A 24,782-nucleotide genomic window follows, 5' to 3' on the forward strand; every position below is an offset into this window, starting at 1 on the left:
TTGACTAAAAGAATTCCCTATAAACAGTCCTAATCTAATTTTATGGTGACAGAAAATCTCTGTCTTTGCATGAGTATCCATTCTCAAGAAGGCTGATAAATTCTGCTAGGCTTTCTGCTTAAATGGCTGTAAACCGTCTTTTTAAAGGTTTAATGTGAATAGTCAACGTTCATTTATCGGTTTTATCGTCGCAGGTGCGATCGCACTGCTAATAATTGCGATCGCTGGCTTTTACTGGTTTTTCGCCAAAAGTCCGGCTAACCTGATTGCTTCTACCTCTCAGCCGGGTGCAGCCATATTCGTTTCCAAACTTTCCCCTGCAATGGTTTCATTGCTGACTAATCCCGATCGGTTACAGGCGTTGGATCGTGAAGAGGAACTATCTAAACTCAAAACCAGTTTATTCGCCAAGAGTGGCATAGATTATAAACAAGACGTGCAACCCTGGTTAGGGAACGAAATTACATTAGCGATCGCCACCTTAGATATCGATCGGGACTCAGAAAACGGACAGCAGCCAGGGTATCTGTTAGCACTAGCAACTAAGCAACCAGAGAAAAGCCGTGAGTTTGTCGAGTTGTTGTTTTCCAAACGGGCGTTAGCTAGCGCAACCTTAGCTGTTGAACAATACAAAGGCGTAAAGCTGATTTCTGATAATCAGCCAAAAGAGGATTTGCTTGCAGGTGCGGTTGTTGGTGAAGGCTTTGTGTTGTTTGCTAACGATCCGAAAGTATTGCGAGATGCAATCAATAACGTCCAAGCACCCGATCTAAACTTGACTAGCTCCCCCGAATACCAAAAAGCTACTAAAGAACTACCTAAAGGGGGTTTAGCTGTAGCGTTCTTGAATCTTCCCGTTGTGGCAAAATGGCAAGGCTTAGAACTACCAGAACAACTTTATAACAGCCAAATTATTTCTCTGGCGTTGAATCCCAAAGGATTGCTAGCAGAAACCACCTTTTTGACTTCATCGGAAATTCTTTCTCCATCCTCGCCACTATCTAAACCTGTGGGAGCATTGCAGTATGTTCCAGCATCCGCAGGTTTGGCAATTTCCGGCTCAAATTTGAGTAATTTGGGTAACAGTGATTTAGCCAAACTTTGGAGCCAAGCAACAGCTACTATATATGGTTCTGGGGAAGATGTTGTTTCTCGGTTAGCAAAACCTTTGGTGGATGTTCAAAAACGCTGGGGGATAAACTTACCAGAGGATATTTTTAGCTGGGTACAAGGAGAATATGCCGTAGCATTGTTACCTGAGAAAGAGCAAACAAACCCTCATTGGATTTTTGTAGTAGAAAAATCCGAGGGTGTAGAACAAGGCGTTGCTCGACTAGATGCGATCGCATCATCCAATGGACTGAGCATTAATACCCTGACTATAGACAAGCAAGACAAGCAAAAAATCTCGGCTTGGACAGAGTTAACTACGGCGACTAAAAAAAGTGATGTTAAAGAGGGAGCATCTTTCACTATTGAAACAAAAGTGCGGGGATTGCATACAGCTTTAGGAAATTACGAAATTTTCACCTCTGACTTAGAAACTATGGATGAAATTCTTACAAATAAGGATAATTCCTTAATTGACAATCCCAATTTCAAAGATAGTATCGCTGCTATTCCCTTACCCAACCAAGGCTACATATATCTTGACTGGACAAAGAGCCAGAATTTGTTAGAGCGTCAAGTACCGATTCTGAAACTAGCGGAAGTTTTAGGGAAACCGTTTTTTGATAATTTGCGATCGCTCACAGTCAGCAGTTATGGAACTGACACGCGATCGCTCAAAGGTGGCGTTTTCTTCAAACTTAATAATTCCTGAGATTTTCATAAAAGCTCAAGTGCAGAAAGTTAAATAATTTTTAACTTTCTGCACTTTCTTAAATCATGATATAGGACTCCTATTTGATTTTTGAACAAAATTAGGTATGTAGGGTGTGTTAGAACGAAGTTCGTAACGCACCACTATCAAGGGTTTCGTGCCGTACTCTCCGCGATAACACCCTACGTATCTTTTCAGAAATCAAACCGGATTCCTGTATTTATGTAGAGTTACTGTAGTGTTTACTATTTGTAATTTCTGGATAATTACTGGCTGCTAACCTAAAATTGTCTACCAAGTTGCGATAAATAGTATTATTTGAAATTTCTTTAACAGCCTTGTAGTCTAGCTTTTGAATTTCATTATCCAAAATCTAAAATCCAAAATTGGTATAAATCATTAGTTTGGGAATTGTAGCTGCTGTTTATATCAAGAGAGAGCCTAGCAATTAGCTGCTTGTTTTAATAACCCTTAATTGTGGCACATTTTAATGTGGCACAACCAACTGAAATTTCACTGGAATTTTTTCATTAGAATATGTATATATCATTACTAACTTAACAGCCTGTTGGAGGGCTACTATGAAATACTGTCGCCCCCGACTTCAGTTTACCGGCGGCTGGTTGTTGGCTATACTTACCGCCATCACAGCGACTCCTGTAATCGCAGAAACAGCGAATTTTGGTACTTTCAACTTATCAGCAAACTTTAATCCAGCCCAAGGAACAGTACAGGGGTTTACAGGTGGTTCTTATTCATTGTCTGCCATCAGTAACCGCGATCGCGATCAAAAAGCATGTATAGGCTTTGCCGATCCCAATCCAGATCACATTATGGTTTTGGAAAAAGACTTTTCCCATCTGACAATACAAGTAGATAGCGGGGGAAGCGACACCACTTTAACGATCCAAGGCCCAGATGAAACTACGATTCGTTGCGGTGATGATACTGGCAAAAGTAAAGATGCTAGCGTTAGCGATCGCAACTGGAAAAGTGGCACTTATCGGATTTGGGTAGGTACATTTAATCCTGGGGTCAAGCGCGATTACACTCTGACAGTAGAGCAGCAGTAATGGGGAGAGACGCGATTAATCGCGTCTGTACAAGAGTTAGGAGTTAAGTGATTAATAACTAATGCCCAATTCCCCATTCCCAATTTTTCGGTGTAACGCCTGAGAGGATAATATGGGAGAGTAGCTTGTTGTGCTTTCCGAGGGTGCTATCTCGTGCTATCTATACTGCGTGCTGACTTTCGTATCATATTTGAACGTGACCCAGCTGCCCGTAACTGGTTGGAAGTTTTATTTTGTTACCCTGGTTTGCAAGCCCTGCTATTCCATAGGCTGGCTCACTGGCTGTATACTGTTGGTCTTCCCTTTATTCCCCGCCTGATTTCTCACGTGGCTCGGTTTTTGACTGGAATTGAAATCCACCCTGGTGCAGCAATTGGGCAGAGTGTGTTTATTGACCACGGTATGGGTGTAGTAATTGGTGAAACTGCGATCGTAGGAGACTATACGCTAATCTATCAAGGTGTCACCCTTGGGGGTACTGGTAAAGAATGTGGCAAGCGCCATCCGACTGTGGGCGAAAATGTCGTGGTTGGGGCGGGAGCGAAGGTGCTGGGTAATATCCAAGTTGGCGATAATGTCCGTATTGGCGCTGGGTCTGTTGTTCTAAGGGATGTTCCTTCAGACTGCACTGTAGTCGGCGTACCTGGGCGGATTATATATCGTTCTGGAGTCAGGGTTGCACCTCTGGAACACAGTAATTTACCAGATTCGGAAGCTGAAGTAATTCGGGCTTTAGTAGACCGGATTGAGGCACTGGAAGAACAAATACAAGCTCTTCAGCGCGTCAATTCTTCAGAAAAAACTCCGGTTTTAGTGGGTTGTTTAGCTGCCAAAGAAGATGAGCTAACTCACGATACTCGCTGGTGCAACCTCAAGGATAAGACAATCCAGCAATTTCTAGATGGTGCTGGCATTTAGTTAAACTCAAAGCTTAAGGGCTAGGGCGTGTTTTCAAACTACTCGTTTAGCCTCATAATTTTTTAGATCCCCCCAACCCACCTTAAAAAAGGGGGGCTAAGAATCTCTTAAAGTCCCCCTTTTTTAAGGGGGATTTAGGGGGATCTAAGACTTTGAAAACACTCACTAGGGTCATATCATTTTGACCTTGACCAAATCACGGATTAATCGCTTCACTAGACCACTCTTGCTGGTCATTACGGCAGTAAAGCCATCGATTTTGGGGTTCGCCGCGTAATTCTAAATGGTCTACTTGCGCTGGGTCGAGTAGCAGTAGGCAAAAATTAGGTACTGGCTGCACGGGGTCGGGTGCTGGTGGCGCAAAAGCTTCTGGGGTTTCAACTCTGGGTTTACCAGGATGAGGCCAAGCAAACTGTAAACGTGCAGCATCACTCAATTCTTGCCAGATTGCGGTTCGGGCTGGGTGTAATTCCTGGTGAGAATCATCACTGCTGACTAGGGTCAAATCGCCATTGATGCGGAATTGTTCTCGTGTACTGGGGAAGTACCAGCAAACTTCTGCCCAAGGTTGTTGCTGTATCTGGTCGGCTTTAGCGCTACGGATATCGGTGATAAATCTTAGCTGGTTTGTATCTTCTAGAAAGCCGCGAAAGACTAGGGTACGATTAGCGGGGCGACCGTTTCGCTGCACCGTTGCTAGTTGCAGGTAACGGGCATAAACAAGGCTGCGGTTCCGATGGAGTGCATGAGCGATCGCACCTCGCCAAGGAGCAAGAGACATTATACAATTCTGTTGATAATCTAAGGCCAAGTATTCCTGAACATACTACCATTTAGCGCCAGTGATTTCTAAAAGTTCTCTAATGCTAAGAAGCTTTAAGATTCCACTGCTGTAATATATATGTAAATTCTTAATATAAATAACATCTAATGAGTTCCTTACCCCCTAATCGTGCTAATACTCTCAAAGCTGCTTTTCGTGTTTGTGATGTAGCTCCTCTAGTTACTAGTAGAGATATTGAACGTTATTATGTTAATTTATCAAAAGTTCGCAAGACAGAGGCAATTAAAAAAATTAAAACTCGCTTAGATTTTCTTGAACCCGCAGAATTTTGTAGCCTTCTCTTTACTGGACACCGGGGATGCGGTAAAAGTACAGAATTAAGAAAGATTCAGCACGAATGGGAATCTCAATATAAAGTTATTTATATTGAAGCGGATGCAGAACTAGACATACTAGACGCAGAATACACAGATTTATATTTGGTAATTATTAAAAAAGTTGCTGATGTTCTATACACATCAGAATTAAATTTTGATAGAAAACTTTTAAATAATTTTGAGTCTTGGTTTAAAGAAATTACTCAAGAAACTGAACAAACAGTTGAAAGGTCGGTAAGTATTGGTGCTGAGGGTGAAGCAGGAATAAAGATTCCTTTTATATCAAAGCTCTTGGGTAAAATACAAGCTCAAATTAAAGGTGGTGACAAACAAAGAAAGACTGTTCGCCAGAATTTACAAAAAGATATTGGCCGTTTACAAGCTGATATAAATTTGTTGTTAGATGATGCTTTTGTCAAACTTAAATCCAAATACCCAGAATATGAAAAAGGATTTCTAATTATTTTTGATAACTTAGATAGGGTTCCTCCCAATGTAGCTAAACATTTATTTTGTGATTATTCATTTCAATTACAAAGTCTACATTGTACGATTATCTATACAGCGCCAATTTCTATAGTCTATTCTGAAAATAATTTGAGTAATTTCTTCGACACGCCTAATATTGTGCCGATGGTCAATATATATGAATTTGAACAAGACAAAAATGAGCTAGATTATAATGATGAGGGTATAACAGCAATTGCGAGTTTAATTGAACAAAGAGTTGAAGTAGACGCAGTGTTTGAATCGCGTCAACTATTAGTAGATTTAGCGAAAGCAAGCGGCGGCCACATCCGTCAATTGATGCAAATAGCATCACAAGCATTTCTGACAGCAGCAACTCGTGAGCATCAAAAAGTTACTGCCGATGATATTATTTATTCGATTAAGCAAGAGCAGTTTAATTTTGAGCGGAGTATCCCAACAGAATACTATTCTGCTTTGGCTGCGGTATATATTAATAAGGATGTTTCTAAAGATGAAATCGGCAGATTAATGCTGTTCAGTCTTTGGGTTTTTGAGTACAACGGCAAAAATCGCTGGAATTATGTTAATCCAGTTGTGAGGCAAATCCATGCTTTCCAAGAAGCAGTCAAATCAGCTACAAGTAACCCCTGAGTTGAATTTAAAAAAAGAAACTTTTGTGCAAATAAATCAGCAGTCATTAGCGGAACTCTTAACCTTTATTGACTTTGCTGATACTCAGTTAACGATTGGGTTCGTTGCTGTTAACTTTGCTGAAGATAGAAATACTTTAATTGAAATCCTCAAAAATCATCCTCAATGTGATGATATTCAGTTTGAAATTCTTAATTTTGCCGATCCTAATTTGCGCTTTTTAAGGGATGAGATTGTTCGAGATTTAAAAGAAGTTGATTTAGAACCAGAGAAAAAATTAGTTTTAATTGCGATCGGTTTAGAAAAGTCTATTGGCTTGTCTGGGGAATATCCGCCTGTACTGCAAGACTTGAACTTTGTGCGAGACGCTTTTAGTGATAGCGTTCCTCACCCTGTACTGATATTTTTGCCAGATCATGCACTAATGCGTTTGGCAAAATATGCCCCGGATTTTTGGGCATGGAGAAAAGGAGTATTTTATTTTCAAACAGTCGAGTCTACTCAAGAGTTGGCTATTGAAAAAACTATTCAGTCTGAGAGAATATTAGGAAGTTTAGATTTACCAGAAAGGCAAGAGCGGATTGATTTACTTGAACGCTTGCTAATGGAAGAATCAACTGATATACGCACCCGCATTACTATTTTGCAGGAGTTAGGGGCAGCTTATAAGAGTATTGCTGAGGTAGAAAAGGCAGAATATTTTTTGCTAAAAGCTTTGAAACTGACTGAAGAAGATGAAAATTTAGCAGAAATCAAAGCCAGTGTTCTCCACGAACTGGGTGACACATATCATGATTTAAGAGAATGGGATAAAGCGATAACATTGCACGAACTAGCAGGTATCTACGCCAACAAAGGGGATGTGGATAAAGCGATCGCACTTTACAATCAGTCTTTGGAAATAACACAACGCATTGGTGATGTCCAAACCAAAGCGGTGACATTGCACGAACTAGCAGGTATATACGCCAATAAAGGGGATGTGGATGAAGCAATCGCACTTTACAATCAGTCTTTGGAAATAACACAACGCATTGGTGATGTCCAAACCAAAGCGGCGACGTTGCACGAACTAGCAGGTATCTATGCTGACACAGGGGATGTGGATAAAGCTATCACACTCTACAACTGGACTTTGGAAATAAATGAACGCATTGGTGATGTCCAAACCAAAGCCGCGATGTTGAGTAATCTGGGAATTCTTTACGCCAACAAAGGGGAAGTGGATGAAGCGATCGCAGTTTACAATCAGTCTTTAGAAATAACACAACGCATTGGAAATCTCCAAGGTAAAGCGGCGACGTTGAGCAATCTAGGAATTCTTTACGCTAATAAAGGAGAAGTAGATGAAGCGATCGCACTTTTCAATCAGTCTTTAGAAATAACACAACGCATTGGAAATTTCCAAGGCAAAGCGGCGACGTTGCACAATCTAGCAGGTATCTACGCCAAGAAAGGGGATGTCGATGAAGCGATCGCACTTTTCAATCAGTCTTTGGAAATAAATGAACGCATTGGTAATGTCCAAGGCAAAACAACGACGTTGAGCAATCTGGGAATTCTTTACGCTAACAAAGGGGAAGTGGATGAAGCGATCGCACTTTTCAATCAGTCTTTGAAAATAAGAGAACGCATTGGAGATGTCCAAGGCCAAGCAATGACTCTGTGGTGGTTAGGACATTTGGCAGAACAGCAGGGTGAATACACTAAAGCGATATCTTATTTGCAACCAGCTTTAGAGATTTTGCAACGATTGAAGTCACCCGATGCTGAAAGGTTGAGTGCAAGTCTTGATAGGATAATTCGTAATTCGTAATTCGTAATTACTGAAAGATTTTTGTCTCACGCAGAGGCGCACAGAAGAATACAAAAGTGTAATTTAAGTAAATGAAAACTGCTGTAATGAGTCTTTGATACTCACCGACGAGTGTCTGAACTTCATTCGTGAACCTCAGAGCTTCGTTAATGAACCTTTGAGCTTTGTTCGTAAACCTTTGACAGCTATTTTAGGTGAGAGAATCAGGATCTACACCGAGCGATCTTAATCTTTCTGCTAATAATTGGGCGCGTCTTTGAGCAAATTTTGCTTGTTCCTCTGGTGTTAAAAGCCTTTCCCCTTGCTGGTTATACCAATACAACCACTCACGTGTAATACCTAAATAGGTTCCTCGCTCTATACCAATTCCTAAACCAATTTCTGGTAGCCAAACGGGATTACCATCATGTAATTCATAAGCATTATTAACTAATTTATAAACTTCTAAACGCGGCTTACGACGACGAAATGGGTTGTAGACTACATAATACAAAAACCCTAACCTTGCATACTCTGCTTTTTTGGTCGAATACTCACCGCGATAAGTTTGCGAAACTACTTCCAGCGCCAATATCGGTAGTTTCTTCTCTTCCCAAAGCACATAACTAGGACGGAGATTTCATCATAAAATCGCTCTACACCTAAACTCAAAAATCCATCTGGCACGATTGGGGGTAAATCTGGATCGTAATAAACACCCATATCTACACCAAAAAACCAATCCATGCGTTCTGGCCAAGCCATCGCTAAGGTAGCTTTGAGTAAACCGGGAATCAAATCTTGTAATTCATTATCCACAGGGGTATCATCAGAGTCTGGTAGTTCCTCAGATGAGGGCAAACAAGCTAATGGATCGTAATTTAGCATGATGGGTTTACTGTTTTTCGGTGATTAGTGCATCTTTATTTTATTAATGAATCTCGATCGCAATTCAAGACAGAGAATCAGAATCTAAGTAGATGGGCATAATTAAACTTAAGATGTCATTGCGAACGCGAACAGCGTCTCGCAGAGAGGAGGAACAAAGCAATCCAAGTCATTGCGATTGCTTCGTTCCTCGCAATGACAGAACATATTATATTTATTTACGCCGAGCTATTTACACCAAGCGATAGACTCTTTAGTAATTCGTAATTCGTAATTTATATATGAAAACCTATGACTGGATTGTGGTTGGCGGTGGAATTGCGGGTGCTGCACTCGCTTATGAATTAGTCAAAACAGGTTTTGCTGTACTTTTGTTGGAGCAATACCAAACACCACAGAATGCAACTCGCTATAGTTATGGTGGGCTTGCTTATTGGTCGGGGAATACGCCACTAACTCGGCAATTATGCGAAGATGCGATCGCGCGTTACCATATCCTATCTCAAGAGTTAGACGCTGATATTCAGTTTCGGGAATTAGATTTATTACTTACTATTTCAGCCGCTAATGACCCAGAAGCAACGGCTGCATCATATAATGATTCTGCCATCCCACCCCGTTTACTCAGTGTCGAAGAAGCTTGTGAGTTGGAACCACAGCTAAATCGAGAGGCGATATCTGGTGCTTTAACTGTTAAACACGGTCATATTCACCCAGAAAAAACATCACTTGCTTACATCCAAGCCTTTCTGCGGGCTGGCGGTGAAATGCAGATTACCCAAGTTTTGCAAGTACTGCAAGATGGTGTAAAAACCACAACTGCAACTTTCCACAGTGCGAACGTTGTCATCTGTGCGGGTGGACTCAGCCGCCAACTACTAAAATCTGCTGGTATTCCCGTCAAGCTGTATTTTACCCATGCAGAAATCATTGAAACCCCATCTGTGGATGTGCAGTTACGCACCTTAGTTATGCCAGCGAATCAGGAACGTTTTCAACTAGAAGCTGAATCTACTCAAGTTGATGAATTGTGGGATGAAGTAGGTAATGAGTTAGTAGCACCAATTTTAGATGCGGGTGCGATTCAATTTCAAGATGGTAGTATCCGCATTGGTCAAATTAGCCGTGCGATCGCAGATCCTCATGCCAAGGTAAACTCAGAAGCAAGTGAAAAGTGGCTGCGAAAAAGTGTTGGTCAAGTTTTACCAATATTGGGAAATTTACCAGGAACTTGGCATCATTGCTTGGTGGCATTTAGTAGCGATCGCCAGCCGTTGATTGGTACTATCCCAGGATTTGACACCATTCATTTATTCTGGGGATTTAGCACTCCTTTGGCGATTATACCACCTTTAGCAAAGCGCTTTGCTAACTTTGCTTCTGGCAAGAAAGATGAAATTATTCTCCAGCTATCTCTGCATCATTGACAATAATTTCAGAAGACCGAGCTTAACAAAGATTAACATTGCAAAGTTATTTTTTTGTTACAAAAATTAGACATTTTGTATAAGCAGTAACTTTTTACTAGTAAACTATCGCACTATCATCACATTTTAAAGTTTGATATTGTCAGCTTTCTATTAAGTTAGTTGATTCATCAAGAGGAAAATTCATCAAGATATGAGAAGACAATTTAACAGACGCAAGTTTTTAATCTACGGTTCTCTAACTTTTGGAAGCAGCTTTTTTATCAAAGCTTGCGCGAATAATTCCCCAACTGTTACAGAAAGTCCAGTCGCGTCTCCTGCTGCAACTCCTGCTGCGGCTACTGCTGGTAACACCATCAAAGTAGGTATTTTGCACTCTCTGAGTGGTACGATGGCTATTAGTGAAAAAAGCGTTGTCGATGCTGAAAAATTAGCAATCAAGGAAATTAACGCTGCTGGTGGTATCTTAGGTAAACAAATTGAAGCAGTTACCGAAGATGGTGCTTCTAACTGGGATACTTTTAGAGAAAAGGCAACTAAGCTAATAGATCAAGATAAAGTCGCTGTAGTTTTTGGTTGCTGGACTTCTGCTAGCCGTAAAAATGTGAAGCCAGTATTCGAGAGCAAAAATCACATGCTCTGGTATCCCGTGCAATATGAAGGACAAGAGTGTTCTAAAAATATTTTCTACACTGGTGCTGCACCAAATCAACAAATTGAGCCATCTGTTGATTGGTTGTTGAAAAATAAAGGTAAAGAATTCTTTTTAGTTGGTTCTGACTATGTTTTTCCCCGCACTGCCAACACAATTATTAAAGCCCAATTAGAAGCTTTAGGTGGGAAAACAGTTGGTGAGGATTATTTACCTCTAGGGAATACAGAAGTTACACCAATTATTACTAAAATTAAGCAAAATTTGCCTAATGGTGGCGTGATTTATAACACCCTAAATGGTGATAGCAATGTTGCTTTCTTCAAACAATTAAAAGGGGCTGGATTGACACCAGAAAAATATCCCTCTATGTCTGTAAGTATTGCTGAAGAAGAAGTCAAAGCCATCGGTGTAGAGTATCTCAAAGGTCATTATGCTGCTTGGAACTATTTCCAAACAGTAGACACCCCTGCTAATAAGAAGTTTGTTGCAGCTTTCAAGAAAGAGTATGGTGAAAATCGGGTAACAAATGACCCAATGGAAGCAGCATACATCGCCGTTTATTTGTGGAAGCAAGCAGTAGAAAAAGCTGGGACTACAGACATAGCAAAAGTCAGTGCTGCGGCTTATGGTCAAACTCTAGATGCACCTGAAGGTAAAGTGACAATGGGTGCCAATCATCACATATCCAAAATTGTGCGGATTGGTCAAGTTAGACAAGATGGTTTGTTTGATATTGTTTATGCTACTCCGACAGCAGTTGAACCAGTTCCTTGGAATCAATTTGTAAAAGAGACTAAAGGATTTGCTTGTGATTGGTCTGACCCGGCGAAGGGTGGTAAGTACAAGAAAACCTAAATAATTCGTAATTCGTAATTCGTAATTCGTAATTCGTAATTCGTAATTCGTAATTCGTAATTCGTAATTCGTAATTAACGATTATGAACTATCAGAAATAAGTAGGGTGTGTTACGGCTTTAGCCTAACGCACCATCTTAGATAGTTGTACGTTAGTTGCTCAATACCATAAGGTAATTCTAAATAACGCTGATTAGGGGAAAAAGTGTTAGCAGGATTCTTAGAAGCTGTATTTAATGGCATTAGTATTGGCGCTGTATTATTGATTGCGGCGTTGGGACTAGCCATTATATTTGGATTGATGGGTGTCATCAATATGGCACATGGCGAGTTGATGATGTTTGGGGCTTATACAACATTTGTTGTTCAAAATGTATGTAAGCAATTGGGTGGGGTGTGGTTTGAAGTCTATATATTTTTGGCTTTGATTATTGCTTTTATTTTCACGGCTGGTGTGGGATTAATTCTAGAGAAAGGCGTGATTCGTTATCTCTATGGACGACCATTAGAAACTCTCTTGGCAACTTGGGGAGTAAGTTTAATTTTTCAGCAGTTTGTTCGCAGTGTAAATTGGGTATTGATAATTGGAATTGCCATATTTTCTCTGTTATTTTTTGGAGGTTTAGGGATTTTGAATTCCCGCACAGATTTGGGAAGAGTTCGTAACTGGATTGTGACAGTGATATTTTTACTATCCTTAGGAGTGACAATCACAACGGGCAATTTATTAAGCAAAACTTATCAGCTAGCAGTAACTCAACCTTGGTTTGGCGCTCAAAATGTGGATGTAACAGCGCCTACTTGGTTACAAGCGGGGATATCTTTAGGTGGTGTGCAATTGCCCTTTGCTAGGTTATTTATTATCGCTTTAACGATAATCTGTGTAGCAGGAATTTATTTATTTTTACAACGTTCTAGCTGGGGTTTAAGAATTCGCGCTGTGACACAAAACCGGAGTATGAGTGCTTGTTTGGGTATCCCAACTCAAAAGGTTGATGCAATTACTTTTGCACTGGGTTCTGGTTTAGCTGGTGTGGCTGGATGTGCGATTAGTTTACTCGGTTCGGTGGGGCCCAATACGGGACAAAATTATATTATTGATACTTTTATGGTTGTTGTTGTTGGAGGTGTGGGTAATTTAGCTGGGACGATTGTGGCTGCTTTGGCTATTGGTACGGCTAATTTTTTAATTGGTTCTGGGACTCTGGCTTTGTTGTTTACTCCTGTTAAGCCTTTGGCTGATTTGTTTACTTTTTTTGCAACAACGAGTATGGCGAAGGTAATGGTATTTGCGTTGATTATTGTGTTTTTGCAGTGGAAGCCTGGGGGGATTTTTCCGCAGAAGGGACGTACTGTTGATGTTTAAACGAACCGCAGAGACGCAGAGGGCGCAGAGAATGAGGAGGAGGGGAGGAGGGTTATTAATTGAGGTGGGGGTGGTGGTTGCGATCGCACTCTTCCTTATAATTGTTATGCCACTGGTGCTGTCGGAGTTTCGCCTGAATTTGTTGGGGCGATTTTTGTCGCTGGCGATTGTGGCTTTGGGTATCGATTTGATTTGGGGGTATACTGGTTTATTAAGTTTGGGACATGGTATTTTCTTTGGTTTAGGTGGATATGCGATCGCAATGTACCTAAAACTGCAAGTCCCGACTGGAGAATTGCCTGATTTCATGGGGCTTTATGGGGTTACAGAACTTCCCGCTTTTTGGAAACCTTTTTATTCGTTTCCTTTGACAATAGCTGGTGTTGTACTAATTCCAGGGTTATTGGCGGGATTGTTGGGATATTTGGTTTTCCGTAATCGCCTCAAGGGAGTTTATTTTTCTATCTTGACTCAAGCGGGAACTATTGTATTTTTCAACTTCTTTAACGGTCAACAACAATTTTTCAATGGTACAAACGGACTGATAGATTTTACAACTTTGTTTGGGGCAACGGTCAGCGATGCCAAAACGCAGTTTATTTTCTACACGCTGACGGTAGTGTTTCTCGCAGCCACCTACGGGATTTGTCGCTGGTTGACAACTGGACGTTTTGGCAGATTGTTGATAGCGATTCGTGATGATGAAAGTCGGGTAAGATTTTCTGGCTATGACCCTACAGATTTTAAGGTGGTAGTGTTTGCAGTTTCAGGTGCGATCGCAGGCATAGCAGGAGCATTTTACACTATTCAAAGTGGTTCTGTCTCACCCAGAGCAATGGATATTGCTTTTTCTATTGAAATGGTGATTTGGGTAGCTGTAGGGGGACGTGCTACTTTAATTGGGGCAATTGTGGGAACTTTGTTAGTAAATTATGCCCGCACTTTTTTAAGCGAACAATTTGCTGAAATCTGGCTATTTTTCCAAGGCGCACTATTTTTGATAGTCGTCACAGTCCTTCCTGACGGCATAGTGGGATGGTTGCGTAGTCAGAATATTTCTCTTTTCAACCGCCGTCAAGAAATTTCTACATATCCCACCTTGGAAGAAGACCCGGAAGTGCAACATGAACGCGAAAATATTGGAAACTGAAAATGTAACTGTTAGTTTTGACGGTTTTAAGGCTTTAAACCAGCTTAACTTTAGTATGGACGTGGGTGAATTACGAGTAGTAATTGGCCCCAATGGTGCGGGAAAGACAACATTTCTGGATGTGATTACCGGGAAAGTGCAACCAACCGTTGGGCGAGTTTTATTCAAAGGTAAAAATCTGCGTTCTTTACCTGAATATAAAATTGCCCGATTAGGAATTGGGCGCAAATTCCAAACACCCCGAATTTACTTAAATTTAACACCCTGCGAAAATCTAGAAATTACCAGTAATAAGAATAAAAATGTCTTTTCTACTTTGTTTGAACCTTCTAACGCTGCTGAAAAGAATAATATTAAAGGATTGTTAGAAACCATCGGTTTAACTCCAAAAGCTGACATCAGAGCAGGTTTACTTTCTCACGGAGAAAAGCAACGTTTAGAAATTGGAATGTTAGTAGCACAATCCCCTGATTTATTACTTGTTGATGAACCAGCTGCGGGTTTAACAGATGAAGAAACTTATAACATTGGCGAACTGCTTTTAGCACTAGCGCAAAGTCATTCCATTTTAGTTATTGAACACGATATGGAATTTGTGCGTCAAATTGCCAATAAAGTAACGGTGTTACATGAAGGTTCGGTGCTGTGCGAAGGAAATTTTGAGGAAGTGCAAAATGACTCTCGTGTGATTGAGGTTTATTTGGGAAAACAAGAAGAATAAAAAACTCAATTGTACTTTCTATTCACCTGGTAATTATGGTCTATTTGCGCTGTTGAACACCTGCTCTACTGTTAGCGCCCAATCAGCAATTACCACTGATTCCATGCAAGTTGCACCTGTAAATATTTTATCTTCATACTGCCCGTCCACCCACTGACAAATAGTAATTTGTTGTATCTGTGGGTCAACAATCCAATACTCTAATATTTCCCTAGCAGCATACTCTGTCCGCTTATAGCGATAATCACGAACACTGTTTGCTGTTCCCGGAGAAACAATTTCAATTACTAGCGCAGGCGGCGGCATATCACGGGTGAGGGTGGCACGAGTAGCACCGATAAGGGCAGCATAAGATTCTTCTGTGTGAACCATTAAGTCAGGTAAACGACATCTCGCCCGTCGCCCCGCCACCTCAATTTCTGTATCTTTGTGAGCAACTAAATAAAAGGCGAAATGTTTTAGTAGTTCAATAAATAGAAATCTTGCCAGATTGCTATTTTCCTGACTTTCTGGTGGCATCTCGACTAGTTCTCCATCCACCAACTCATAGCGCGTGTCTGTACCATTGTCATAGGTAAGATACTCCTCAAAGGTCAGCAGTTTTTGGGTTTTCGTCGTTTGGGTCATTTGCTTTGCTTTCTTACCCTATACAGACTACCACATACTATAATGAGCCGAACCGGTTTAGAATATTAGTGGAGAAAAGCTATAATTGCCCTAGCTTTAGTTGAAATCGTTTATTTCTTAAAGACGTTCCACGTGTAATCTATTCTACTTTCTGCTTGTAAAAATTTTGTTTGAGAATCCTGTTTGCTTATTAAATATTCAATTAACTTGTTTACCTAGCGTTTGCAGCAAGGTACATTAGAGTTAGTGACTATAGGAAAGTGTAGGCGCTTGTGAATGCTAAAGCCTTGAGTGTTTAATGTCTATATGTCTGAAGCAAACATTGCTGATCGTTTTGACCTTACAAAATGGAAAACCGAAAGTCTAAGGATGACAGCGTTCCTTAGTCCAGGATCTCCGATTACCCAACAAAATTGGTGGGAAGAGATTTGCGGCTCTCCTCCAGAAGTTAGAAGTTCTCAGCCAAGAACAGGAGTACAGCAGGATGAAGGTTCATTTGAAGACGGGAATACACAAGGGAGATTAATTCTTGCTGTTCAGCCTTCCCGAATTGATTGGTTACTGGCTCTAGAGGTAGATCCAACTAGTTTTGACTTACCGTCTGTTATATCGTTTTCAGAATCAGTAAACTCTTTTGCAGAATTGATGAATCGCTGGCTCAATGTAAGCCCCAATCTGCAAAGAATAGCTTTTGGTGCCAACCTATTACTTCCTTTTGAGGATGTAAAACAAGCATACGAATATCTACCTGCCTATTTTCCATTGAATAAACTTGACCTTAAAAATGCACAAGATTTTAATTACCGAATCAATCGGCCTAGAAATGTTGATGATATCCCTGATTTAAAGATTAATCGTCTTTCTAGTTGGAGTGTAATGACTTTCACTACATTTCAATTTACAAATGTAGGGAGTTACACTTATTCCTCAAATCCATCCAATGTTGCTATTCGTCTAGAGTTAGATATCAACACTAGTATAGATTTCTCTGGTGAACTGTCTAAAGATAAGTTACCAGAAATCTTTGCTCAATTGGTTGAATATGCAAAAGAAATTGCTCTCCAAGGAGATATTTTATGAATTACGATACTACCACTTTGACGGGTTACGATAATTCAACAGATATAACAATAGCTACTTATTCAGATAGGATAAGGTCAGCAAATATAGTTATTTCTTCTACAAAATCTGCTGTTAATTTAACCAGTAAAGCAAAACAATTTACTTTTATTCAAAAAGTGATAGGAGCGACTAAAGATCCTAAAATAGAGCAAGATCCTAAAATAGAGCAAAATACGCTTATCTATCTAAAGTATTCAGAAAATTCTACTCAGCATGAATTAAATAATCGTTGCTCAGAAATTATCTATTCAGAACTAGAGACTTTATTTATAACTGGCAAAGAAGAGTATTTTGAAGACGGTTTTGAAAGTAATTTTTCAAGAGGTTTGGTTTCTTGTGTCCAAAAGTATGGAAATGATGCGATAAAAGCCATAACTTTTTTTATTGTCTACGAAAAAATTAGTCCTGAAGTTGCATCTGAAGCTTTACGCTGGCTAGGTGAAATTAATCACCCTGAGTCTTATAAATTTCGGCTATGGCTCTTAGAGCGGAGTCTTAACTGCCCATCTTCGAGAGTGCGAGATGGAGCTATTTTGGGGTTGTCATATTTAAATGATCCTCATGCTATTACTTATCTTGAGCAAGCTATAGAACAAGAAAAAATTATGGAACTTCAGGAAGATATGAAACAAGTATTAGCACAACTTAAAAGGGAGAGTTAGTGTCATTTTTACTGAGAAAGGTGCGTAAAAATAAATGGTATAAAACTGAAACTATTGCTTGGTTATTACCGGGGGAGTTTCAATCTGATCCTTTAGGTGACTTAGCTACAACAGGAAATAAATTATCTGTTTATCGTGTTGAGGATGATTGCTCAAATTTAGAGCGTGTAGTAGCAGCCCTCGCAGCAAATTGCGATAAAATCGCAAATTTTGACTATGTTCTATTTCAAGAAACAATTCTCAAAGAGATTGGAATTAAAAGTGAGCAGACAAAAGGTGAAACCCCTGATGAAACAGTTAATAATTGCCATCTTGACCTTATAGAACTTTCTGCTTTTAGATTGGTAGACTTGGCTAAACAGGTGCTAGATAGAGGGGAAGTAAAGCGTTTTTTAGTCCGGGAAGTTACTAATTTTTTAGCAGACAGCATTCAGAAAGGGTACATCAACAAAGCTAAAGTATCCTTAAATCCGAAAGACAAAGAAAAAATTGATAAACTTATTCAGTCTAATTCAACGTTTAATAGCGATTAATTATTACCGTAATTTGCTCAATGTTTAATCTCCCTCTCTGCGTCTTTGCATGAACTAATGCTAAAAATCTCTAACCTTAACGTTTACTACGGCGAAAGCCATATTCTCCGCAATGTAGATTTAAGCGTACCATCTGGGCAAATGATCTGCCTGATTGGACGCAATGGCGTAGGCAAATCTACACTACTCAAAACAATTATGGGTTTACTCAAACCCCGTAGCGGTACTATTAACTTAGCTGGAGAATTAATCAACTCGAAATCTCCCGACCAAAGGGCAAAGTTAGGAATTGGTTATGTCCCCCAAGGGCGAGAAATTATCCCCCGTTTGACAGTAAAAGAAAATCTGCTGCTGGGGTTGGAAGCTAGACGCAAACCAATAAAAAAAGCAGAAATTCCAGAGGAAGTTTTTAGCTTATTCCCGGTGTTAAAAACTATGCTTTCGCGGATGGGTGGTGATTTGAGTGGAGGACAACAGCAACAATTAGCGATCGCACGTGCTTTAATGGGAGAACCTCAATTACTTGTCTTAGATGAACCCACTGAAGGTATTCAACCCTCAATCATCCTCGAAATTGAAGCCGCAGTCCGTCGCATTGTCGAAACGACAGGTATTTCGGTTTTATTGGTAGAGCAACATTTGCACTTTGTCCGTCAGGCTGATTATTATTACGCTATGCAAAAAGGCGGTATTGTCGCCTCCGGTTCCACCACCGAACTCAGCCAAGATGTGATTCAACGCTTCTTAGCTGTTTAATTTGGGATATTTCTATATCAATTGTGTCAGATGCAATCAAGTCTGCTGCTTCTTGTAAAAGCTCATGCTGTTCCTTTTGAATTACTTCCAAGCGACTAGAAATTTCTGCTAATCGTTGTTGTTTATTTGGTTGAAAATTTTCCGGTGGTAAAGCTGGTAGGATATCAGTTGTTTTAGTAGCTGTAATTTGTTGAACAGCAAAACTACCAACTTTACTTAAAGATAAAAAACCAACTTTAATCAAAGCCTGAAGCAATTTTAACGGGACTTGGAGTATTGACCAACTAGCTGTTTCAAGCAAGCGCACAATTGCTTTGATGATGCTCCAGATGATAGCGATCGCAAACAGCAAAATCACTATACTAATAATTGGGTGATTAGTCGCCCAACCTAATATTTGAACTAACCTAAAAAATATCGGGTGTTGTGTCAGCCAATCACTTACAGAAGATGTCATTGCATCTTTAACCGCTCCCGATGTTGTACTTTTAAATTTCTCAGCAGTTTGCCAAGTTTGCTCTAAACTTGTTGTAACTGTATCAGTTGTTGTAGTTGCTGTTGTCTTCAAAGACTCTCCAACTTGCTGTGCTGAGTTACTTAGAGAGTTAACGCTTCCACCTACAAAATCTTTCACATTTTGCAAGCGTTGTAAAACTCCATTAGGCAAATGTATGTCTATTTGGGATTCCATAAAATGTTATAAATCCAAATCACCTTGACTTGCAAGTTGCAATTGTTCTTCCATAGGTTTTTTGAGTACTTCTGGATGAGAATTTGATTACTTTTCATATTTCTCTAACTCGAAGCACTAGTATAAAACCGCAACGCAAACCGCCAAAACCAAGTAGAAGCAAAAAACAGCGCTACTGCTAATATAGCCGCACCTATTAACCAGCTAATTTCACTCCGACCCAGTAATGCCTGGGCTGGGACTGTAGTTAAAAAGGCTACTGGCATTACAAAGGTGAAGAAAAAGCGGTAAGCAGTGGGATATGCAGCAATAGGATACCGTCCAGCTTCAAGCAAACCACGCAGTACTTCGGTAGCATTGTATACTTTTATGAACCAAATACTCGTCGCTCCCAGCATAAACCACAGGCTGTATAAAATCACGAAGCTGAACAACAACGGCACTATACCAAGTAGATAGCCGTTTATCCCTACACCAAGGCGTTTACCTGCATAGCCAATAATAATACAACCAAAAATTATATCCGGTAGTCCCCAAGGTGAAAGGGTATGAGTGGAAAGCCAAAACTGACTGCGGATAGGTTTTAACAATATAAAATCTAAAGTGCCTTCTTGGACATGGCGGACAATGCGATTCAAGTTCGACGCTAGAAAAGTCGCAGAAAATCCCTGTAGTAAGGTAAAAATTCCTAGAACTACTAAAGCTGCTTCCCATGTCCAGCCACTAAAAGTATAGCCAGTGCGGTAAAACAAGAATAGTCCAAAGAGGCTGCCAACAAGATTTCCCAAGCTGCTGAGGGTAGTTATGAAAAAGTTAACACGATACTCCAACTCAGCTGCGATCGCAGCACCCCAAAATAATCTTAGTACTTTCAAATATCTTCCCATTTTGCACCTGTAACCCAAAATGTGCCATCTGTCACTATATTTCTAAAGATTACACAAGAACTTTACGTAATTTTAATATTACTTTTTATTCAGGAAAATTGCTGAACGTTAAGATATTTTAGGCTTATTGTTTAACGGTAAAAGATTTTATGCATTTAAATTTACCAGACCTAATTACAAAAATTGGCTACTTTGGGGTATGGGCAATTGTCTTTGCGGAATCTGGCTTGCTAATTGGTTTTTTTCTGCCAGGAGATAGTTTACTATTTACTGCTGGATTCCTCGCGTCTGTTCCAGAACCCGTATTTAACATTTGGGTTCTGATTTTTGGTTCTTTTGTTTGTGCAGTCCTTGGTGATAATGTTGGCTACACTACAGGATACAGATTTGGCAGAAAGTTATTTCAGAAAGAAGATTCATGGTTGTTTCATAAAAAACACCTGGTAAAAACCCAGAATTTTTATGATAAACATGGCAAAAAAACTCTAGTTTTGGCGAGGTTTACACCGATTATTCGCACTTTTGCGCCGATTGTGGCTGGGATTGGTGCAATGCATTATCGGACATTTCTTTCTTACAACTTAATTGGTGGCTTTCTTTGGACATTCGGCATCACTATCTTAGGATTTTTCTTAGGAAAATCTCTGCCACCTGAACAGGTAGATAAGTATTTGTTACCAATTATTGGATTAATTATAGTTATTTCTTTACTGCCATCAATTATTCATGTAATCCAAGAAAATAGAACAAATAAAAGTTGAAATATCTTTTGGATTTACTAAGTAAACCAAGTTTTAGAATCTTTCTCTATGTGTTCTCTATGGCTCTGTGGTTCGTTATTTAATCCAAGTATTGTGAGGTTGACATACTAGGGATTAATCGCAGAATTAGCCATTTTTATTAAAGAAGTGCGATCGCCTGCTTTCAACCCAACAACATATTGCACACCCTGTTGTCTCCAAGTCAAGGTAGCATCTGAGCAACCAGCACCACAAGTAAAATCTACAAAATAGCCAGTGAATCCCTTAGCTAAGGATACACGTTTCCCAGTCAAACCGGGTGTTTTGCGGGTTACGGCTGAAGCCGTAACCACACCCAAACGACAAGCAGAGGCCCCATAACAATCGGGACTGAAAGCCAGTAAAATCTCGTAGTTTTTTTGCGTAGCAGTTTCTATATTTGCGTAAATTGGATTTTCCCCATCCGACTCAGGAATAAACTTCGGCAATAAAATCTTAATTTGAGTCTTTTGCTTTAATTTGGGCAGGATAGATTTAAAGACTGGGTGTGGCTGGGTTTTAATCTGCTGGGCTATTAGTTGGGACTGGTTATTTATATTGGCTATGGCTAACTTCTGAAAGCTGCTAACGCTGACTAATAAAAATACGGCACACACAGCACTGATATTTCTGAAGCTGAAAATCATCTTGGAAAACCTATTTCATCTAAAGTCCTTATTTGTAATACCCATTTTGAGGATCGAATTACGTATTAAAGAGCGCTTGGAGTCAGCTAGACTAAAGAAGAAAATACTTAATAAGTTTTAATAATTCTGTTATGAGTACTGATTCACCTGTTAATTCCCCAGATAAGCCTGAATCTCCATTCGGGAAGCGTTTGAGAAACTTCTTAATTGTAATGGTAGCGATCGCTCTTAGCGTTGCCCTCGTCTTAGGATTGCGAACTGAAACGACCTCGGCAACCTTAGCCAAGTTAAGCGATTCATCTACACCCCTAGAAGTAGCTGTCAGCAACGGCAAACCATCTCTAGTAGAATTTTATGCTGATTGGTGTGCTGTCTGTCAGAAAATGGCACCAGATATCATTCAACTGGAAACAGAGTATGCTGACAAGATGAATTTTGTCATGCTGAATGTAGATAATACCAAGTGGCTACCAGAGATGTTGAAATATCGGGTAGATGGGATTCCCCATTTTGTATTTTTGAGTCAGCAAGGAGAAACCATCGCCCAATCGATCGGCGATCAGCCCCGCACAATTATGGCTAGCAATTTAGAGGCTTTGGTTACAGGTTCATCTCTGCCTTATGCTCAAGCTAGCGGCAAAGTTTCCAAATTTTCAGCCCCAGTAGCACCAACGGCTAATCAAGACGATCCCCGCAGTCATGGCAGCCAAGTAGTAAATTAGCACTTTGGAAGCATGGGGTACGAGTGTAGAAAAAGAGCGATCGCGCACCTTATTGTACAGCATCATATCCATTTGCTCTTTTTAGCTAAACCGATTGCACAAAGAGAGATTTAACATCTGCGCTCGCCCAGCCTAACACGATCGGGTTTTGACTGTTGAGCCATTTCGCCAATTCAGACCCATGCACCTTTTATTAAGAATCTTTCCGATTTTCAGCCTTGCGATCGCAACTTCCTTACCCTTTTCATTGGTACAAGCACAAACCTCCAATCAAACCTGCCAAGCTTTGTTGAGCAACGAGCGCAGTTATATCAACTGGTATCCGGTAAAGCCATTGTCCGAAACTGTTGCTACAGATGCAGTGGCACGTAAACTCGATGAACTCCAAGGGATCGCAATATCACCCAGTTCCTTAGATTTAGCCATACAGAGGGAGTTAGGACAATGGTTGATCGAGAAGCCAGATCCAGGGCCGCCTGACACAGGTTCTCCAGCCCGAATGGATGCATTGCTCAAAGCACTACCCAAGACTCAGAAACCTCAACTCACTGCCATTTTCGACCAATTAGCAAATCGGATTGAAAAGTTGCCATCGTTGACTTTACGGGCAGAAATGACTGGCAAACTAGCAGGCTATTACCAACAGTTACAGGGCGATGACCGCGCGGCTCTACTTCTCAACCAAGCGATCGCCAAGGCATTAAAGTCTACCGATATGCAAGGCCGCGCTGCTCAATTAACCAAGCTTCTTGATGCAGTTGTCGAGCTTGGACTGTCCAAAGCTATTGTCCCACAGTTGCCGCAAATTGAAACCGTTCTTTCTCGTAGCGCCCCAAGTTTATCTTTAGCCCGCGTTTATGCTGATACCAACCAATCGCAAAAAGCACTTCTACTTGCCGATCGTGTTGCCAAAGCTACCCCCGCAGGACAAATCGTCAATTCAGACCTGATTGCGCTGTATCTACAATTAAATCAGCTATCACGAGCCAACCTTTATTTTAAAAGAAGCTCTCCTGAAGATGATGCTCCCTACGGACGTTTAGCTGCTGCTTACGATCGCGCTAAACAGACCGAACAGGCTGATAAAGTCTTTAAGGATGGATTTAGTGGGCTGCGAAGGGGGCTAGCAATCAATCACTTTTTGTCCGCCTACTTAAAAGCTGGGGGCAATCCCGACCGCCTTTTTACGGGGCTGCCGACACTTGAAGGAGTGGGAATCATCGATTTGGGTAGCGACTATTTGTTGCCAGCCGCAGGCGAATATCGCCGCCGCAACCAACCGGAAAAAGCCTCCAAAGCGATCGCCCAATTCGTGAAACTTGCGGCATCTGGAAATTTGCGTCTTGACGATCTTCTGATGACAGCCATTAGGGATGGCAATCTCTTAGAAGCCAAAACAGCTTTTGAGCAATTACTTACCCAGAACGCATTTGCCAAAGTGGAACCACCTATTAACTTTGCAGGTGAAATTAATGCCCTAGATGCGATCGCACCTTTTGTTCAACGCTTATCAAAAAACCCTGAGCGCCGCATTGAGTTACTCCAATCTCTGGCGATCGCTTATGCTAAACAGAATCAACCCGACAAAGCCATCTCTATTGCAGAGCGGATTCCGCGTCGAAGCCCAAACTATTCTTCTGCAATTGATACATTGGCACAGGTTGCCACAGTATTTGCAAAAAGTGGGCAAAAAACTCAAGCTCAGATGATATTTGCGAAAGCTTTAAGTTTGTCATCAAACATTAAAGAAATTGACACTCGTGCCCAAGCTTATGCAGCAATTGCTCGCGCTTATACTAATGCTGGAGAAACAGCCTCTGCGGAAACGACTCGTCAAACTGCTGTCAAATGGGCTTTATCCTTACCTACCGATCCCAATGTCGTCTCTATGCCGTCCTTAATCTTGCAACAGTTTTTGAATACCAATCAAGTCGAAGCAGCCTGGAAAACGCTCCAGGAGATTTCTAAGGATGGTTACAAAGACGCAAGCATTGGCAATCTGGTATCTACAGCGTTAGCAGTGGGTAATTTATCCATTGCCCAGCAAGCGGTTGATTTACAGTCTAGCTACGCAGCGCCAGAATTATTTGTAGAGCAAGCATCTCAACTTGCTAAAGCTTACCTCGACCGCGATCGCCCTGAAGAAGCAATCAAAATACTCGAACGGGCTGTAAATGTTCTCAATAAGCAAAAGCAACCTAATGTCAGCCTTCTTCTACCAATTGTGCGACTTTATGCAAAAGCTGGACGCATTGATGTTGCCCGTCAGTTGATGAGCAAGTTTCTGTATCCTATTTCATCTAACGATCTTTCTTGGCGACAAGAACTTGAGCAATATGTCAATTGCCACGAGAAAGCTTTTTTATAAAACACCTAAATCTATTTTCTAATGGTTATGAGTAT

At 40.6% G+C, this 24,782-nt stretch carries 22 protein-coding genes and 1 pseudogene; 17 read left to right on the forward strand and 6 right to left on the reverse strand.

Annotation, left to right across the window (positions count from 1 at the left end):
- Positions 1–154: 154 nt before the first annotated feature.
- The 3 genes from CDG79_RS08950 to cysE all read left to right on the forward strand — a co-directional run bounded on the left by CDG79_RS08950 (position 155) and on the right by cysE (position 3,813).
- Positions 155–1,822, forward strand: a complete 1,668-nt coding sequence (locus CDG79_RS08950) for a DUF3352 domain-containing protein (RefSeq protein WP_094341821.1) — start codon at positions 155–157, stop codon at positions 1,820–1,822.
- Positions 1,823–2,403: 581 nt separating this feature from the next.
- A complete protein-coding gene (locus CDG79_RS08955; RefSeq protein ID WP_094341822.1) occupies positions 2,404–2,895 on the forward strand; it encodes a hypothetical protein in 492 nt (163 codons plus the stop codon).
- Positions 2,896–3,048: 153 nt separating this feature from the next.
- A complete protein-coding gene (gene cysE, locus CDG79_RS08960) occupies positions 3,049–3,813 on the forward strand; it encodes a serine O-acetyltransferase (RefSeq protein ID WP_094341823.1) in 765 nt (254 codons plus the stop codon).
- A 196-nt stretch (positions 3,814–4,009) separates the two neighbouring features.
- On the opposite strand, the gene CDG79_RS08965 is transcribed toward cysE, so the two are convergent.
- Positions 4,010–4,594, reverse strand: coding sequence for an Npun_F5749 family FMN-dependent PPOX-type flavoprotein (locus tag CDG79_RS08965; RefSeq protein ID WP_094341824.1), 585 nt, complete (start codon positions 4,592–4,594; stop codon positions 4,010–4,012).
- A gap of 149 nt (positions 4,595–4,743) precedes the next feature.
- Here CDG79_RS08965 and CDG79_RS08970 point away from each other — a divergent pair, with 149 nt between their 5' ends.
- On the forward strand, positions 4,744–6,096 hold the full coding sequence (locus CDG79_RS08970) for an ATP-binding protein (protein ID WP_094341825.1): 1,353 nt from the start codon (positions 4,744–4,746) through the stop codon (positions 6,094–6,096).
- The gene (locus tag CDG79_RS08980; RefSeq protein ID WP_223278067.1) at positions 6,053–7,912 is read left to right on the forward strand and encodes a tetratricopeptide repeat protein; all 1,860 of its coding nucleotides are present in this window, start codon (positions 6,053–6,055) and stop codon (positions 7,910–7,912) included. The genes CDG79_RS08970 and CDG79_RS08980 overlap by 44 nt, the downstream gene beginning before the upstream one ends.
- Positions 7,913–8,102: 190 nt before the next feature.
- Here the strand turns inward: CDG79_RS08980 and CDG79_RS08985 are convergent.
- A pseudogene (locus CDG79_RS08985) lies at positions 8,103–8,779 on the reverse strand (Uma2 family endonuclease).
- Positions 8,780–9,060: 281 nt separating this feature from the next.
- On the opposite strand from CDG79_RS08985, the gene CDG79_RS08990 reads away from it, so the two are divergent.
- From CDG79_RS08990 to urtD, 5 genes are all read left to right on the forward strand, one after another.
- Positions 9,061–10,206 carry an NAD(P)/FAD-dependent oxidoreductase gene (locus CDG79_RS08990; protein ID WP_094341826.1) on the forward strand — a complete coding sequence of 382 codons (1,146 nt, stop codon included), beginning with the start codon at positions 9,061–9,063 and terminating at the stop codon, positions 10,204–10,206.
- Positions 10,207–10,399: 193 nt separating this feature from the next.
- Positions 10,400–11,716, forward strand: a complete 1,317-nt coding sequence (gene urtA / locus CDG79_RS08995; RefSeq protein WP_094341827.1) for an urea ABC transporter substrate-binding protein — start codon at positions 10,400–10,402, stop codon at positions 11,714–11,716.
- Between the two features lie 205 nt (positions 11,717–11,921).
- Positions 11,922–13,082 carry an urea ABC transporter permease subunit UrtB gene (gene urtB / locus CDG79_RS09000; RefSeq protein ID WP_094341828.1) on the forward strand — a complete coding sequence of 387 codons (1,161 nt, stop codon included), beginning with the start codon at positions 11,922–11,924 and terminating at the stop codon, positions 13,080–13,082.
- Between the two features lie 31 nt (positions 13,083–13,113).
- The gene (urtC, locus tag CDG79_RS09005; RefSeq protein ID WP_094341829.1) at positions 13,114–14,232 is read left to right on the forward strand and encodes an urea ABC transporter permease subunit UrtC; all 1,119 of its coding nucleotides are present in this window, start codon (positions 13,114–13,116) and stop codon (positions 14,230–14,232) included.
- Complete coding sequence (gene urtD, locus CDG79_RS09010) at positions 14,207–14,953, forward strand: urea ABC transporter ATP-binding protein UrtD (protein ID WP_094341830.1); 747 nt, start codon at positions 14,207–14,209, stop codon at positions 14,951–14,953. The genes urtC and urtD overlap by 26 nt, the downstream gene beginning before the upstream one ends.
- Before the next feature lie 33 nt (positions 14,954–14,986).
- Here the strand turns inward: urtD and CDG79_RS09015 are convergent, their stop codons facing one another.
- On the reverse strand, positions 14,987–15,580 hold the full coding sequence (locus tag CDG79_RS09015) for a Uma2 family endonuclease (RefSeq protein WP_094341831.1): 594 nt from the start codon (positions 15,578–15,580) through the stop codon (positions 14,987–14,989).
- Positions 15,581–15,871: 291 nt separating this feature from the next.
- Between CDG79_RS09015 and CDG79_RS09020 the strand changes: the two genes are divergently transcribed.
- The 4 genes from CDG79_RS09020 to urtE are packed head-to-tail and all read left to right on the forward strand — an operon-like array spanning position 15,872 to position 18,653.
- Positions 15,872–16,660 (forward strand): hypothetical protein, encoded by a 789-nt coding sequence (locus tag CDG79_RS09020; protein WP_143855449.1) that lies wholly within the window; start codon positions 15,872–15,874, stop codon positions 16,658–16,660.
- Complete coding sequence (locus tag CDG79_RS09025; protein WP_094341833.1) at positions 16,657–17,364, forward strand: HEAT repeat domain-containing protein; 708 nt, start codon at positions 16,657–16,659, stop codon at positions 17,362–17,364. Before CDG79_RS09020 ends, CDG79_RS09025 begins: the two co-directional genes overlap by 4 nt.
- Positions 17,364–17,897, forward strand: coding sequence for a hypothetical protein (locus CDG79_RS09030; RefSeq protein WP_094341834.1), 534 nt, complete (start codon positions 17,364–17,366; stop codon positions 17,895–17,897). The genes CDG79_RS09025 and CDG79_RS09030 overlap by 1 nt, the downstream gene beginning before the upstream one ends.
- Before the next feature lie 57 nt (positions 17,898–17,954).
- Positions 17,955–18,653, forward strand: a complete 699-nt coding sequence (gene urtE / locus CDG79_RS09035; protein ID WP_094341835.1) for an urea ABC transporter ATP-binding subunit UrtE — start codon at positions 17,955–17,957, stop codon at positions 18,651–18,653.
- On the opposite strand, the gene CDG79_RS09040 is transcribed toward urtE, so the two are convergent.
- Positions 18,616–19,344, reverse strand: coding sequence for a hypothetical protein (locus tag CDG79_RS09040; protein ID WP_094341836.1), 729 nt, complete (start codon positions 19,342–19,344; stop codon positions 18,616–18,618). The two genes, urtE and CDG79_RS09040, sit on opposite strands and share 38 nt — an antisense overlap.
- Before the next feature lie 104 nt (positions 19,345–19,448).
- Positions 19,449–20,231 carry an ABC transporter permease gene (locus tag CDG79_RS09045; protein WP_094341837.1) on the reverse strand — a complete coding sequence of 261 codons (783 nt, stop codon included), beginning with the start codon at positions 20,229–20,231 and terminating at the stop codon, positions 19,449–19,451.
- A 149-nt stretch (positions 20,232–20,380) separates the two neighbouring features.
- Between CDG79_RS09045 and CDG79_RS09050 the strand changes: the two genes are divergently transcribed.
- Positions 20,381–20,992, forward strand: coding sequence for a DedA family protein (locus tag CDG79_RS09050; RefSeq protein WP_094341838.1), 612 nt, complete (start codon positions 20,381–20,383; stop codon positions 20,990–20,992).
- A 107-nt stretch (positions 20,993–21,099) separates the two neighbouring features.
- On the opposite strand, the gene CDG79_RS09055 is transcribed toward CDG79_RS09050, so the two are convergent.
- Positions 21,100–21,657 (reverse strand): hypothetical protein, encoded by a 558-nt coding sequence (locus tag CDG79_RS09055; protein WP_094341839.1) that lies wholly within the window; start codon positions 21,655–21,657, stop codon positions 21,100–21,102.
- A gap of 131 nt (positions 21,658–21,788) precedes the next feature.
- On the opposite strand from CDG79_RS09055, the gene CDG79_RS09060 reads away from it, so the two are divergent.
- Positions 21,789–22,379, forward strand: a complete 591-nt coding sequence (locus tag CDG79_RS09060; protein ID WP_094341840.1) for a thioredoxin family protein — start codon at positions 21,789–21,791, stop codon at positions 22,377–22,379.
- Between the two features lie 181 nt (positions 22,380–22,560).
- On the forward strand, positions 22,561–24,747 hold the full coding sequence (locus tag CDG79_RS09065; RefSeq protein WP_094341841.1) for a tetratricopeptide repeat protein: 2,187 nt from the start codon (positions 22,561–22,563) through the stop codon (positions 24,745–24,747).
- Positions 24,748–24,782: the final 35 nt, after the last annotated feature.

The organism is Nostoc sp. 'Peltigera membranacea cyanobiont' 232 (assembly GCF_002245985.1).
GTDB lineage: Bacteria > Cyanobacteriota > Cyanobacteriia > Cyanobacteriales > Nostocaceae > Nostoc.